Origin of the sequence: Saccharothrix coeruleofusca, assembly GCF_017876325.1 — a bacterium.
Lineage (GTDB): Bacteria > Actinomycetota > Actinomycetes > Mycobacteriales > Pseudonocardiaceae > Actinosynnema > Actinosynnema coeruleofuscum.
Genome location: NZ_JAGINV010000001.1, coordinates 2903383 through 2917237 on the forward strand (window position 1 = coordinate 2903383; position 13855 = coordinate 2917237).

General features: G+C 72.0%; 11 protein-coding genes. All 11 read left to right on the forward strand.

What is annotated here, in order from left to right; all coding sequences use genetic code 11:
• The first annotated feature begins 1 nt into the window (after position 1).
• The 11 genes from JOF41_RS13400 to JOF41_RS13450 are packed head-to-tail and all read left to right on the forward strand — an operon-like array spanning position 2 to position 13848.
• Entirely contained in the window at positions 2-706 is a 705-nt protein-coding gene (locus tag JOF41_RS13400; protein ID WP_209619135.1) for a T4 family baseplate hub assembly chaperone, read from the forward strand.
• Positions 699-1355 carry a hypothetical protein gene (locus JOF41_RS13405; RefSeq protein WP_209619138.1) on the forward strand — a complete coding sequence of 219 codons (657 nt, stop codon included), beginning with the start codon at positions 699-701 and terminating at the stop codon, positions 1353-1355. Before JOF41_RS13400 ends, JOF41_RS13405 begins: the two co-directional genes overlap by 8 nt.
• Positions 1352-2563: a Pvc16 family protein gene (locus JOF41_RS13410; protein ID WP_209619141.1), complete on the forward strand. Its 1212-nt coding sequence runs from the start codon at positions 1352-1354 to the stop codon at positions 2561-2563. Before JOF41_RS13405 ends, JOF41_RS13410 begins: the two co-directional genes overlap by 4 nt.
• Positions 2560-4404 (forward strand): ATP-binding protein, encoded by a 1845-nt coding sequence (locus tag JOF41_RS13415; protein WP_209619144.1) that lies wholly within the window; start codon positions 2560-2562, stop codon positions 4402-4404. Before JOF41_RS13410 ends, JOF41_RS13415 begins: the two co-directional genes overlap by 4 nt.
• Positions 4395-4637, forward strand: a complete 243-nt coding sequence (locus tag JOF41_RS13420; protein ID WP_189223453.1) for a hypothetical protein — start codon at positions 4395-4397, stop codon at positions 4635-4637. The genes JOF41_RS13415 and JOF41_RS13420 overlap by 10 nt, the downstream gene beginning before the upstream one ends.
• The gene (locus JOF41_RS13425) at positions 4634-10639 is read left to right on the forward strand and encodes an eCIS core domain-containing protein (protein WP_209619147.1); all 6006 of its coding nucleotides are present in this window, start codon (positions 4634-4636) and stop codon (positions 10637-10639) included. The genes JOF41_RS13420 and JOF41_RS13425 overlap by 4 nt, the downstream gene beginning before the upstream one ends.
• Entirely contained in the window at positions 10636-11229 is a 594-nt protein-coding gene (locus JOF41_RS13430) for a hypothetical protein (protein WP_209619150.1), read from the forward strand. The genes JOF41_RS13425 and JOF41_RS13430 overlap by 4 nt, the downstream gene beginning before the upstream one ends.
• Positions 11226-11858 carry a hypothetical protein gene (locus JOF41_RS13435; RefSeq protein WP_189223450.1) on the forward strand — a complete coding sequence of 211 codons (633 nt, stop codon included), beginning with the start codon at positions 11226-11228 and terminating at the stop codon, positions 11856-11858. Before JOF41_RS13430 ends, JOF41_RS13435 begins: the two co-directional genes overlap by 4 nt.
• An 11-nt stretch (positions 11859-11869) precedes the next feature.
• Positions 11870-12205 carry a LysM domain-containing protein gene (locus tag JOF41_RS13440; protein ID WP_244989584.1) on the forward strand — a complete coding sequence of 112 codons (336 nt, stop codon included), beginning with the start codon at positions 11870-11872 and terminating at the stop codon, positions 12203-12205.
• Positions 12198-13328 carry a hypothetical protein gene (locus tag JOF41_RS13445; RefSeq protein ID WP_189223449.1) on the forward strand — a complete coding sequence of 377 codons (1131 nt, stop codon included), beginning with the start codon at positions 12198-12200 and terminating at the stop codon, positions 13326-13328. The genes JOF41_RS13440 and JOF41_RS13445 overlap by 8 nt, the downstream gene beginning before the upstream one ends.
• Positions 13329-13338: 10 nt before the next feature.
• Positions 13339-13848 (forward strand): phage baseplate assembly protein V, encoded by a 510-nt coding sequence (locus JOF41_RS13450; RefSeq protein ID WP_189223448.1) that lies wholly within the window; start codon positions 13339-13341, stop codon positions 13846-13848.
• Positions 13849-13855 lie beyond the last annotated feature (7 nt).

Sequence of the window (13855 nt, forward strand, 5' to 3'; positions counted from 1 at the left end):
CATGCGCGGACCAGCGGAGCTCCTCGCGACCTGGGAGGCGGGGCTGGCGGCCGGACCGGTCCGCCGGGCACTGCTGCTGCAGGCGCTGGCGGGCGAGCGCTCGGCGGAGCTCGCGGTCGGGGCGCGCGACCGGCTGCTGTTCGAGCTGCGCCGCGCGCTGTTCGGCGAGCGGCTCACCGGGCGGCTGGCCTGCCCGGCGTGCGGCACCGAGCAGGAGTTCGACTTCGACGTGGCCAACGTGCTGCGCACCCCGCCCGCCACCGGGCAGGAGCTGGAGGTCGAGGCGGGCGGGTGGCGGGTGCGGTTGCGCCTGCCCACCTCCGCCGACCTGCTCGCGGCGGCGGCCGACCCGCCCGCCGCGAAGGCGGTGCTGCTGGCCCGGTGCGCCCTGGCGGTGCGGCGCGACGGGCGGCCGGTCCCGGACACCCCGCCCGCCGAGGTGGTCGACCTGCTCGCCACCGCCGTGGCCGAGGCCGATCCCGCCGCCGACGTGCGGGTGGCGATGCCGTGCGTGGAGTGCGGGCAGCGCAACACCGCCACCGTCGACATCGTCTCCCACCTGTGGGCCGAGCTGGACACGTGGGCGCGGACCCTGCTGCTGGAGGTGCACGCGCTGGCCCGCGCCTACGGCTGGACCGAACCCGAGGTGCTGGCGCTGAGCCCGACCCGGCGGCGGCACTACCTGGAGCTGGTCGACCATGGCTGACCACTTCGACCGCCTGCTCGCGCGCAGCGTGCCGGGCTTCCCGCCGGCCGACCCGGTGGTCCGGCCGCGACTGCCGCAGCTCTACGAGCAGCTCGACACCGAGGTGGAAGCCGAAGCGGAGGTCTGGTCCACCCCGCCCGCTCCGGTCGCGCCCGCCCCGCCGGGTGCGCGAGGTCCGCAGGGGCCGCGCGGACCGGCCGGTGACACCCCCGCCGCACCGCCGCCCGCGTCCCCGAGGCCCGCCGGGGTGAGCCCGCCCGCGCCGGAACCGGTGCCCGCGGTGGTGACCGAAACCGTCGTCAGCACCGAGCGAACGCGGCACGAAGTGGTCCGGGAGCCGTTGGTGGAGCAGCGTTCCACGACCGTGGAGGTGACCGTGCTGCCCACCGCACCGGTCGTGGTGCCCCGGCCGGTGCACACCACCGCCACCGCCCCGACGCCGGTGACCGAGCCCAGGCGGACCCCCGCCCCCGCACCGCCACCCGTGATCGCGCCGCCACCGCCGCCGGTGGTGCAGGTGTCCATCGGCCGGGTCGAGGTCACCGCGGCGGAGCCGGAGCGCGGCAGAGCCCCCCGCCCGCGCGCCCGGCGTCCCGAACCGGTGCTGAGCCTGGAGCGCTACCTCGCCCGTGAGGACGACCGCCGATGAGCAACTTCCTCGCCGTGGCCACCGCCACCAGGGCGCTGCAGACCTTCCTGGCCCGCGCCGTGGCCGCGGTGGAGGTCGGCGCGACCGTGGCCACCACCAAGCCGCCCGCCGACCCGACCTCCGACGCGCTGGTGACGGTCTTCCTGTACCAGGTGGTCCCCAACGCCGCGCTGCGCAACCGGGACACCGTCACCCGCGCGGGCGACGGCACCGTGCTCAAACGGCCCCAGGCCGCGATCGACCTGCACTACCTGATCAGCTTCTACGGCGACGAGTCCGACTTCGTGCCGCAGCGGCTGCTGGGCGCGGTGGTGGCCGCGCTGCACGAGCAGCCGGTGCTGACCCGCTCCGACATCCAGGACGCGGTGAGCAGGCCGCCGCTGCTGGGCTCGGACCTGGCCGCCTCGCCCCAGCTGGTGCGGTTCACCCCGACCCAGATGGACCTCGACGACCTGTCCAAGCTGTGGTCGACGATGCTCCAGACCCCCTACGCCCTGTCGGTGCCCTATCAGGCGACCGCGGTGCTGCTGGACGGGCAGTCCCTGCCCACCTCGGGCAAACCGGTGCTGCGCAGGCAGGTCGCGGTCACCTCGTTCACCCGCCCGGTCATCGACGAGGTGCTGTCGCTGGCCCCCGACGCGCCCGAGGGCACCCCGCCCGACGACGGGCCGATCACCGCCGAGCGGCACCTGGCGCTGCGCGGCGCGAACCTCGGCCGTCCGGGATTGAGCGCGCTGGTCGGCGGGGTCGGGGCGGAAGTGGTGCGGGCGCGGGAGAACGCGGTCGTGCTGGCCCAGCCCGACGACCTGCCCGCTGGCGTGCACCCGGTGCAGCTGCGCTACGACGTGGCGATCGGCGACGCGACGCGGCCGTGGCTGGAGTCCAACGCCGCGCCCTACGTCCGGCGGCCCAGGGTGCTGCAGGCCGCGCCGGAGGGCGACGGGGCGCTGCGGGTGGAGCTGGACATCCCGGTCCGACCCGAGCAGCGGGTCACCCTGCTGCTGGACGAGCGGGCGCCCCAGGGCAAGGCGCGCGGCCACCAGTTCACCGCCCCCTTCCCGCTGCCGCCGGGCGCCACCCAGGTGGTGCCGATCCGCGACGTCGGCGCGGGCACCTACCTGGTGCGGGTGCAGGTCGACGGCGCGGAGAGCCCGCTGACCCACGCCGACGGCACCTTCGCCGGGCCGACCGTCGACATCTCGGGATGAGCGCGGTGGGGGGCGCGGGGTTCGCGGAGGACGGCGACCGGCACCGGCGGGTGCTCCTCGCCGCCGTCGACGCCGTCCTCGCGGGCCGCGAGGAGCCCCCCGGCGACGGGCTGAGCGCCCTGGACACCGTGTGCTCGTGCTTCGGGCTGAGCCCGTTCGAGCGCAAGGTGCTGCTGCTGGCCGTCGCGGCCGAGCTGCGCCTGCAAGCGCCCGTGCCGACCTTCGCGCACGCCTTCTCCTCGTTCGACGACGCGCACTGGAGCGCGGCGGCACCGGTCGCGCCGCTGCGCCGGTGGCGGCTGGTCGAGGTCGATCCCGACCCGGTGCTGACCGCCGCCCGGCTGCGCGTGGACGAGCGGGTGCTGCACTTCCTGGTCGGCGTGCCCTACGTGGACAGCCGCCTGCACGGCACGCTGTCGCGGGTCGACGTGCCGCGCGACCTGCCGGAGTCGCACCGCGACGTGGCCGAGTCGATGGCATCGCGGTGGGCCGACGGCCCCCTGGTGCACCTGGTGGGCGCGGACCAGCAGACCCGCTGGGAGGTCGCCGCCTTCGCCGCCCGGCACGCGGGCGTGGCGCTGCACGCGATGTTCTCCGACGACGTGCCCACCTCCGCCACCGAGCGGGAGGCGCTGTCCCGGCTGTGGGAGCGCGAGGCCCTGCTGCTGCCGTCCGCGCTGCTGGTCGAGGTCAGCGGGCCGCAGCAGGCCGCGGTGCGGTCGTTCGTCGAGGGCCTGGCGGTGCCGGTGGTCGTCTCCGCGCTCGACCCGGTGCCCTCCGGGCAGCGGACCTGGCCTCGGGTGGCGGTGACCCGCCCCACCCAGGACGAGCAGCGCGCGCTGTGGCGCTCCGCGCTCAACGGCAGCGGGTCGGCGGTGCCCGAGCAGCGGCTGCGCGACCTGGTGGCGCAGTTCTCCCTGCCCTCGCACGTGATCCGGGCGGCAGGCGCGGCGGTGGGCCGGGCTTCGGACGAGCGGGGCGATCCGGCGGATCGGGCGTGGCGGGCCGGGCTGGAGCAGGCCAGGATGGCGCTGGACGAGCTGGGCCAGCGGGTCGAGCCGCGCGCGGTCGCCGCGGACCTGGTGCTGCCCGACGCGCAGCGCCTGGTGCTGCGCGAGATCATCGCGCACGTCCGCCAGCGCTCCAGGGTCTACCAGGAGTGGGGCTTCGAGAACGTGCTGCGGCGCGGGCTGGGCGTCACCGCCCTGTTCGCGGGCGGCAGCGGCACCGGCAAGACGCTGGCCGCCGAGGTGCTGGCGGGCGAGCTGGGCCTGGACCTGTTCGTCATCGACCTGTCCCAGGTGATCAGCAAGTACATCGGGGAGACCGAGAAGAACCTGCGCCGGGTGTTCGACGCGGCCGAGGGCGGCGGCGCGCTGCTGCTGTTCGACGAGGCCGACGCGCTGTTCGGCAAGCGCAGCGAGATCAAGGACAGCCACGACCGCTACGCCAACATCGAGGTCAGCTACCTGCTGATGCGCATGGAGTCCTACCGGGGCCTGGCGATACTGACCACCAACATGAAGAAGGCGCTGGACACCGCCTTCCTGCGGCGCATCCGGTTCGTGGTGGACTTCCCCTTCCCCGGCCCGGTCGAGCGCGCGGAGATCTGGCGCCGGGTGATCCCCGCCGACACCCCCACCGAGGGCGTCGACGCGGGCAAGCTCGCGCAGCTGACCGTGGCGGGCGGCAGCATCCGCAACATCGCGCTCTCGGCGGCGTTCCTGGCCGCCGAGGAGGCCGCGCCGCTGGGGATGCGGCACGTGCTGGCGGCGGCCCGCACCGAGTACCTCAAGCTGGACCGCTCGCTGACCTCCTCGGAGGTGGCCGGGTGGGTGTGAGGGTGCGGATCGACGAGCTGGTGCTCACCGGATTCGGCGGGCTGGACGCGGACCTGCTGGTGGAGTCGTTCCGGCGGGAGCTGACCCGGCTGCTGCGCGACGCCCCGGTGGCGCTGGTGGACCGGGAGGTCGTGGCCGGGCTGCCCGCGCTGCCCCGGACCTCGTCGGCGCGGGCGCTGGGCGTGGCGCTGGCCAGGTCCGTCCACACCGGACTGCGCGGGGGTGCGCCGTGACGCGCGCGGCGGCCCGCACGGCGGGCGAGCCGGGCAAGCCCAAGCAGGACAGCCCGTCGGTGTTCGCGCGCAAGCCGCGCGAGCTGCGGGAGGTGCTGGCCTCGCCGGGGCACCCGATCGACCTCGGGCTGCGCCGGGAGCTGGAGTCGCGGCTGGGCCACGACTTCGCCGCGGTGCGCGTGCACCACGACCGCGAGGCGGCCGAGCTGACCGAACTGCTGGGCGCGGACGCGGTGACCGTCGGGCAGGACATCTTCTTCGGGCACGGCATGTTCCGCCCCGAGACCCCGGACGGCGAGCGGCTGCTGGTGCACGAGCTGCTGCACACCGCGCAAGTCCCGCACCCGCTGGGCGCGCTGGTGCAGGGCCGCGACACCGGCTCGGTGTCGTTGCCGGGCGAGCCGGTGGAGCAGGAGGCCGAGCGCGTCGCGCGGTCCGACCAGGCCGAGGAGCCGGTCCCGCGCGTGGCGCAGGGAGCGGCGTGGCTGCGCTACGCCACCGTCAACGCCGACCGGCTGCGCACCGAGCGGCTGGACCCGGCGACGCTGGTGGACCGGCTGGTCGCGGGCGTGCTGCGCAGCCTGCGCGGCGACCCCACCGACTCGTCGCGGCGGGTGCGGGCCCAGCTGGCCCGGTTCACCCCGGAGCTGCGCGAGGACGTGCTGATCCGGCTGGAGCGGCGGCTGTCCTCGGCGGAGTACGCGCGGGTGCTGGAGTACGTGCGGGAGGCGGAGAGCACGCCCGGCCCGGTGGAGACGCCGAGCGTGCCGGAACCGGTGCCCGAGGAGCCCAGCACCGAAGAGCCCCAGCCCGAGGAACCTCAACCGGAAGAACCGCAGCCCGAGGAGCCTCAGCCCGAAGACCCGTCGACCGAGGAGCCCTCCACCGAGGAACCGCAGCCGGAGGAGCCTTCCACCGAAGAACCCGCGCCCGAGGAGCCCTCTACCGAAGAACCCGCTCCGGAGGAGGAAGAGGAGAAGTCCGAGGAAGAGAAGGAGAAGGAGGAGGAGGAGCGGGAGAAGGAGGAAGGCGAGGAGAAGCCCGCCGATGACGAGGCCCCGGCGGAGGGCACGCCCGCCGAGGAGATCCCCGCCGCGCAGCAGCCCGGCGCGCCGGGCGCGCAGCCACCGCCGGGTCAGGGACCTCCGGCCGGCGCCACGCCCGCGCCCGAGGTCGCCCCGATGGCGCAGCAGGAGGGCCAGGTGGCCCCGGAGCGGGTGGAGGCCGCCGCGCAGGCGCCGGACAGCCCGCTGGTGCAGCACGGCCTGCTGGACCGCCCGGAAACCGACGAACGCCTCGAAGAGCAGGAGAAGCCGATTGGCCTGGAGGCGGCGGCGGACAGCGAGGTGCCGGTTCCCGAGCCCGAGGAGCCCAGGGCGGAGCAGGAGCGGCCCGAGCCGCCGGAGCTCAAGCCCGAGGACCACCTGCCGGCCACCGATCTGGACGTCTCCAACGTCCCGACCGCCGACCGGATCACGCTGCCCGCCAGCGGGTCGCCACCGCCCCAGCAGGACGCCCCCAGCTTCCCCAGCCCGCCGCCGACCAAGGCCGAGCAGGCCGAGGAGCAGGAACCGCCGGAGCGCACCGAGGCGTCCGCACCCGAACCCGCCCCCGAACCCGCACCGGAACCGCCGCTCGCCACCGAGCGCGAGGAGGACGAGCCACCGGCCGAACAGCCGCTGGACGCCGAAGTCGGTCCGGAGCCGACCGCCGAACCACCCGCCGCACCGGTGTCTCCCGGCCCGGTCGGCGCGGACGACGGCCGCGCCGAGTCCACCGAACCCGCCGGCGCGGCGGCCCTGGCCGAACCCGCGCCGTCCACGGCCCCCGATTCCGCCGCGTTCGCAGGCGGCCCCGGTCCCGCCGGCCCCGATCTCGCTGGCCCGGCCGGTCCGGACGCGGGCCCGGACTTGGCGGGAGGCGCGGGTCCTGGCGGTGAAGCGGCACCAGGGGCCGCGGGGCCCGAGCCGGACGGCGGCGGCGCACCGGGGCCGGCTCCCGAGGCATCGCTGGAGCCGGGCGGCGGCGGCTGTGACGGTGGTCCGGCCCCGGCCGAGCCCGAGGCCGTCGGTGGTGGCGCGGGCTGCGGTGGTGGCGGTGCAGGCGCGGCGGCCCCCGCGCCTGCCGAACAACAGCAGCTGGCCCCACCGGACGTGTCGAACCAGCCGCCGGAGGGGGCGCTGGCCATGGTGGCCACCCTGCCGCCGGACAAGATGCAGACCTCGCTGTCCCAAGTGGACGCGGCGGCGACGAACGACGTCGCGAAGGAGCAGCAGGCGTTGCAGGCCGCTCCCCCGACGACCACCCGCCCGTCCGGCGCGCCGCAGATCCTGACCGGCCCGCCCGAAGCCGCGCCGCCCGGCGAGCCGGTCCAGGTCGAGCTGACCAAGGCCAAGGAGACGCAGGCCGCCGAGGAGCAGCGCCAGGCCGAGGCCAAGCGCGTCGAGGGCGAGAACCAGGCCCAGCAGGCCCGCCGCCCGCACGTCGCGGGCAACGCCGAAGGCCAGATGTCCGAGCAGGAGGTCCGCGACGTCCAGGACGCGGTGGACAACGTCCCGACCACCGACCCGGCGCTGAACACCACCGTGGGCCCTGCCCCGAAGGTCGAGCTGACCGGTGAGCACGACCCGGCGCGCACCGACGAGCAGACGAACGAGTTGCGGGACGCCTCCACCACCCTGCACACGGCGGGCCGCGAGGAGTCGGCCAAGCCGATGGGCGAGGACCAGATCTTCCCCAACGCGCCGCCGGAGACGCTGACCGCCCAGGTGCCCTCGGCGGAGGGCGGCGGAGGCGGCGGCCCGGCCCAGGCGGGCGACGCCGATCAGGGTGTCGCCGTCGTCGCGCAGCAGGAGCGCGGCGCCGAGATCCAGGCGGGCGTGGCGCAGGGCCAAGCCCAGATGGGCACCGAGCGGCAGGCCAAGCAGCAGGGCGAGGCCCAGGCGAAGGCCGACCACGAGGCCCAGGTGGCGCAGCAGGTCCAGGAGAACAGCGCCGCCCAGGCCGACGAGCGCGGCAAGGTCGCCGCGGACGTGCAGGCGCAGCGCGAGCAGTGGCGGGCCGAGCAGGACGCCAAGATCGAGGAGAGCAACGGCGAGGCCACCAAGGAGCACGAGGCGTCGCGGACCGGCATCCACAAGGAGAAGGAGGACACCGACAAGGAGACCGAGCAGCGCCAGCAGGACGACAACGACAAGATCGAGCACGAGCGCGAGCAGGCTGAGGAGAAAGCGCGCAAGGAGAAGGAGGCCAAGCAGCGCGAGTCCGAAGGTGGCGGCTTCTTCAGCTGGATCGCGTCCAAGGTCAAAGCCTTCTTCGAGGGCCTGCTGAACGCGATCACCGCGATCTTCAACGCGGCCGTCGCGGTGGTCAACGGCATTATCAAGACCTTCGCCTCGGTGGTCACCGGCTTGATCGACCTGGCGCGCAACGCGATCATCGGCCTGATCAACGCGCTGGCCACCGTCCTGCTCAAGCTCTGCGACGTCCTGGCGCTGTTCTTCCCCGAACTGGCCGCCCGAATACGCAAGGGCATCGAGGCCGCCCGCGACGCGGCCATAGCCGCCGTGAACAAGCTCGCCGACGCGCTGAAGGCGGGAGTCGAGTTCCTGCTCAACAAGCTCGCCGAGGCGCTGACCGGCCTGCTGCGCCTGCTGGAGAAGGGCCTCAAGGCAGCGGTCGAGCTGGTGCGCAGTGCCGTGAACGCCGCGATCGAGTTCGCCAAGGCCGCCATCCAGATGCTCGGCGAGTTCGCCGCGATCATCGCCGACATCGCGTCCATGGGCGTCGGGGCGTGGCTGGGCAAGCTCGGCGCGGCGGCGGTCGAGGGCATCCGCAACCACCTGTGGGACGCCATCAAGTCGGCCGTGCGGCAGTGGTTCAACGAGAAGGTCCAAGCCATCGTCGGGCTGGGCAAGTCCGTCATCGACGTGCTGATCAAGGGCTGCATCAGCATGGCCAAGATCGGCAAGATGGTCTGGGACGCGATCATCGCGGCGCTGCCCATGATGATCGTGGCCGTCGTCATCGAACGACTGGTGTCGTTGATCGTCCCCGCCGCCGGTGCCGTGCTGGCCGTGGTGCAGGGGTTGATGGCGGCGTGGGGCACGATCAGCAAGATCATCGCGGCGGTCGGGGCTTTCGTGGCCTTCGTGAAGGCGGTCAAGGCCGGACCCGCCGCCTGCCTGTTCGCCGCCGCTGTCGCCGCTGGTGTGGTGGCGCTGCTGGAGTTCATCACCAACTTCCTGATGGCCAAGCTGGCCGGGGCGGCCAAGGGCGTGGGCAACGCGCTCAAGGGAATGGCCAAGAAGATCATGAACGGCCTGAAGCGGGCCGGGAGGGGCACGCGCAAGGCCGCCGGTCGCGCCGTCAACGCGGCCCGTCGCGGAGCTCAGCGCGCGGGTGCTGCGCTCCGCCGTCCCTCCGCCCGCCCTGGACGTCCATCGGGCCGTCCGGGACGTCCCGGCCGCGCGGAACGACCCGGTCGCCCCGGACGTCCCGGCCGCCCCACTCGCCCGGCTCGCCCCGGCCGTCCCGCAGCGGGATCGCCTCGGGGACGCCTGAACCAGGCGAAGAACGCCGTGGCGAACGGGGTCAAGCGAGTCGCGACCACCCTGAAGAAGGTCGGAAGGAAGGTAGCGAACAGCAAGATCGGCAAGTCGCTGCGCAACACCGCGAAGAAGCTGCGGGACAAGTACCAGAACTTCCGCGACCGCATGAAAGCCAAGGTCAAGCAACGGCAGGAACAGCGGAAGAAGAAGCAGGAACAGGACCAGAACTCTCCACAAGCCAAGCAGCGTCGCTTGGAGCTGATCGTCGCTCGTATAAGACCACGGGTTCAACGGATGCTCGATCGCGGTGTACGAATCAAGGTGGCGCGCACGGCTCTAAACGCGATGCGTTTGTGGTACCGACTCACCCGCCTCGACCTCACCGCCAGCCAGAAGGTGGACATCCGGGCGCGTTTGAACCCCGAACTCGAAGTCGCGAACGGGGTGAGGGTCGATGTCGACGTGGATGCCATGTTGCGCTTCGCCCGACGGGTTGGTGAGGAGATAATCGAAGCGGAACGGCGCAATCCCCAGAACAAAGACGTCTCGGGGGGCCACGACTTCGTCGAGGTGTACAAGGGCGGCCAACCCGTCCAGCAACTGATGCCGGTGCTGCGGTTCAGCGGAACCGCGCGCGGCGCGACGGTGGCAAGACATTACCAGGAACTACCAGACCTCCCCGCAGGCACGCTGCGGGCGACTCTCTACGGCCAAGGGCCCGGTCGACCGGAAGCACAAGTCCGACATAAGATGGGCACCGGCTTCAACCCCCGCAATCTGCTCAACCGCGTTGTCGACTTCGCCAAGGGCAAGCGGTCAAAGAAGCGCGGCCTCCCACAACCCTCCGGATCGAGCGCGCAGCCGTTGAAGCTAATCGAACCCAAATACGAAGAACTTAGCTACTTCGCATCGCTCACCGGACAGAGCGGACCGATCGCGCGCATGGCACTGGACTCGCTCAAGGGCATGCCACCGAGTGGTCCGTATGCCGATTTCGTGCGGGAGATGACAGACTTGATGGTGCACCGCGAGGGCCATCGAAATCCGGCGGCTTATCTGACCTCGGTCATGGAACTGGATCTCGCCGCACGCGGCGAGCAGACCGTGGCCAATGCGATCAGGAGCCACCCGATGGCCCCGGTGGGCTCACAGGCCGCGGCGGACGTCCTGCAGTTGCAGCTCAAAGATCCGAACGTGACCGCGAAGGATTCCGGCATGTCATCGTCCCGCTTCAGCAAGGGAAAGGAACAAGCCCCTCGCCTACGGGAAGCCGAATTCGAGACCATAAGAACGTGGGTCCACAGCTTAAAAAATGAATTAATTATCGAAGAAGGTTCAGAAGAGGACAAGGTCAGAGAGCTCTACCGACAGATCCGCGAGCGGATGCTGCGGACGTACGGACTATCATCCGCAGAGATTTCCTTCTTCCAGAACCGAGGGTTGACCGAGTGAACGACACCTACTTCTCCCCCCTGCTGATGCTCAAGAACTGTCCGGCCGAAGAGTCGGTGTCGGAGTACGCACGTGAGCGTGGTTGGCAGTACGCAGCCCGGTCGGCCGGCAATCCTCACACATTCGAGCCCGCCGAGGTGGTGTGGTCCGCGGACTCCGCGTTGCGTGTGCATTACGGCGAGAACCACTTCACCGGGTACTGCTACGTACAAGTCTCCGGAGAGCAGCCGGGTCAGGTGCAATCACTGTCCGGACGTCTTCTGCAGGACCTGGATGTCTACACCTTCGAGGAGCTGCTCCAAGCAGTGGACGACGCCCATAACGAGTCCATGCTCGGTGCCACCCTGACGCTCCTGGCCATGGGCGCCCCCGCAGTGGACCAACGTGTCCTCCAACGCTTGAAGCGAGGCTTCTCGCACCCCTCCGAGAAGTTGCGCGAACTAGTCGTGTGGAGCATGTCCCTCAATCCCAGAGCTGAATTCCGGCCGCTGTTGCGGTCAGCCGCCGAAGAAGATCCAAGTCCGTCCCTCAGGGACAAAGCACAGCGGATGCTCGCTTCCTACGATTCAGCTGGGGTGGAGCAGGCATGACCCGATACCTGGACATACCCAAGCCGGTTCGCGCCGGGATCGTGGTCGACCCGGACCAGGGCACGCGCCGGGTCATCGTCATGCAGTTCAACCCCGACACCCTCGAACGCAGCCTCGCCCCCCAAGCCTCCGGGGCGGAGCAGGGCGACCGCACCGAAGCCCTGCGCCTCAAGGGCCCGGCCATCGAGACCTGGCGGTTCACCGCCGAGATCGACGCCACCGACCAGCCGGAGGTGCCCAGCGAGTTCGGCATCCACCCGCAGCTGGCGACGCTGGAGATGCTGGTCCACCCCACCACGACCCAGATCAACACCAACCTGCGCCTGGCGAGCCTGGGCACGCTGGAGATCACTCCCGTCGAGACCCCGCTGACGCTGTTCGTCTGGGGTGCCAAGCGGGTCATGCCGGTGCGCCTGACCGAGCTGGCCATCACCGAGGAAGCCTTCGACGCCGACCTGAACCCGTACCGGGCCACGGTCAGCATCGGGCTGCGCGTCCTCTCGGTCAACGACCTGCCCGCGGGCCACCGCGGGGCCGACCTCTACATGGCCTACCTGTCGCAGAAGGAGCGGTTCGCCGGTTCGGCCGCGCCGGGGCGGCTGGAAGCGCTCGGGCTGCGGAACATCTGAAGGAGCACGTCATGACCAACCCCGCGGACGCGATGGCCGCCGCCGTGCCGCAACCCACGCCGTACCCGCGCGGCAGCCGCTACTACGGCGTGCCCACGGCGGTGCACGTGACCGCGGACGGCAGGCAGGTCCCCCACCTCGCCCGCAGGCTACTGCCGCCGCCCCCGTCGGCCGCCATCGCCGAGCACGAGGTGAGCGAGGGCGATCGGCCGGACCTGCTGGCGCACCGGTACTTCGGGGACGCCGAGGCGTGGTGGCGGATCGCCGACGCGAACCCGGTGCTGAGCCCGGACGAGCTGACGGGCACGCCGGGCCGCCTGCTCAGGATCGCGATGCCGAATGGCTGACCTGGCTCCCGTCCACCTCACCCTGCTCATGGGCCGCCGCATCCCGGTGCCCGTGCCGCAGGAGGTTACCGACGCGCTGCTGTCGGCGCAGGTGACCGTTTCGGCGGGTCAGCGCAGCGGGTTCCAGCTGGCGTTCGACCTGTCGAAGATGGGCGTGCTGCGCAACGCGCTGCTGCCCGCCGGGTTCTTCGACCCGGAGACGCGGGTGGTGCTCGTGGTCACCGTGCGCGGCGTGCCGAACGTGATCATGGACGGGATCTGCATCCGCCAGGAGGTCGGCATCAGCAACGAGCCGGGCCAGTCCACGCTGACGGTCACCGGCGAGGACCTGACGGTGCTGATGGACTTGGAGGAGAAGGAGAACCGGCAGTTCCCGGCGACCTCCCCGGCGGCCCGCGCGGCGGTGGTGATCGCGGAGTACGCCACCTACGGCATCGTGCCGGTGGTGGTGCCGGAGATCTTCCCCCAGGTGAAGATGCCGACCGAGCAAGTGCCCTCGCAGAAGGGCACAGATTTGGCCTACCTCAACGAGATCGCCAAGGCCAACGGGTACGTGTTCTACCTCGATCCCGGTCCGGCGCCGGGGGTCAGCCGCGCCTACTGGGGGCCGGAGGTGCGGCTGGGCGCGCCGCAGCCCGCGCTGACGGTGAACTCCGACGCTTCGTCCAACGTGGACCAGATGACGTTCAGCTTCGACGGCACCGCTCGGGAGCAGCCCACGGCCATGGTGCAGATCCCGGCCACGAAGATCTCCCTGCCGCTGCCAGTCCCGGAGGTGAGCGTGCTGCGTCCGCCGATGGCGCTGAAACCCGCGCCGGCGTTGAAGAAGACCGTCATCAAGGACACCGCGAAGAAGGACGCGCCGCAGGCGCTGGCCGAGACGCTGGCCAAGGCCGCCGAGTCCGCCGACGCGGTGTCCGGGTCCGGGCAGCTGGACGTGGTGCGCTACGGGCACGTGCTGCGGGCGCGCGAACTGGTCGGCGTGCGCGGGGCGGGCATCACCTACGACGGCCTGTACTACGTCAAGAGCGTCACGCACAACCTCCAGCGCGGCAGCTACACCCAGAACTTCACCCTCGCCAGGGAAGGGTTGATCTCCCTGGCTCCAGTGGTCCGGCCGTGAGGGGAGCCAGATGACCGAACCGACCAGGTACCTCGGCAAGTACCGCGGCACCGTGTTCAACAACGTCGACCCGGAGCGCCGCGGGCGCATCCAGGCGCTGGTGTCGGACGTGTACGGCACGACGCCGTCCACGTTCGCGCTGCCGTGCCTGCCGGTGGCCGGGCCGCAGATGGGCCACTACGTCGTGCCGCCGGTCGGAGCGGGCGTCTGGATCGAGTTCGAGCAGGGCAACAAGGACTTCCCGATCTGGACCGGCTGCTGGTACGGCGGGCAGGCGGAGCTGCCCGCACCTGCCAACGCGGGGTTGCCCGCCTCGCCGAACATGGTGCTGCAGACGCTGGGGCAGCACTCGATCGTGCTGTCGGACGTGCCGGGGGTCGGCATCACGCTCAAGACGGCGGGCGGCGCGATGATCACGGTCAACGACAGCGGGATCGTCATCAGCAACGGCCAGGGCGCCTCCATCTCGCTGGTGGGGCCGACGGTCTCGATCAACCAGGGCGCGCTCGCCGTCACCTGAGGGGGAA